Origin of the sequence: Rossellomorea sp. FS2 (assembly GCF_047915635.1) — a bacterium.
Taxonomy (GTDB): Bacteria; Bacillota; Bacilli; order Bacillales; family Bacillaceae_B; genus Rossellomorea; species Rossellomorea marisflavi_A.
Genome location: NZ_JBLRVS010000022.1, coordinates 1 through 254 on the forward strand (window position 1 = coordinate 1; position 254 = coordinate 254).

The 254-nt window shown below is 44.9% G+C and carries 1 protein-coding gene; it reads left to right on the top strand.

Annotated elements, in window-relative coordinates; all coding sequences use genetic code 11:
* The coding region (locus ACNA6I_RS23100) for a DDE-type integrase/transposase/recombinase (RefSeq protein WP_416314235.1) at positions 1–254 on the top strand (254 nt) is incomplete at both ends.

The following is a 254-nucleotide window of genomic DNA, read 5'->3' on the forward strand; positions in this document are numbered from 1 at the left end:
GCGATGTTAGACCTGTTTAATCGAGAAATCATTACGTACACGCTTCACACGAAACCTAGCTTTGATTTAGTAGAAACGATGTTACTTCAAGGAGTCCAACGTCTACGTGAAGGCGATGACCTTCTTCTTCACTCTGATCAGGGCTGGCACTATCGCATGCCTAAGTACCGAAGGATACTCAAGGACCATCACATCACTCAGAGTATGTCTCGGAAGGGAAACTGTTATGACAACGCCGTGATGGAGAATTTCTT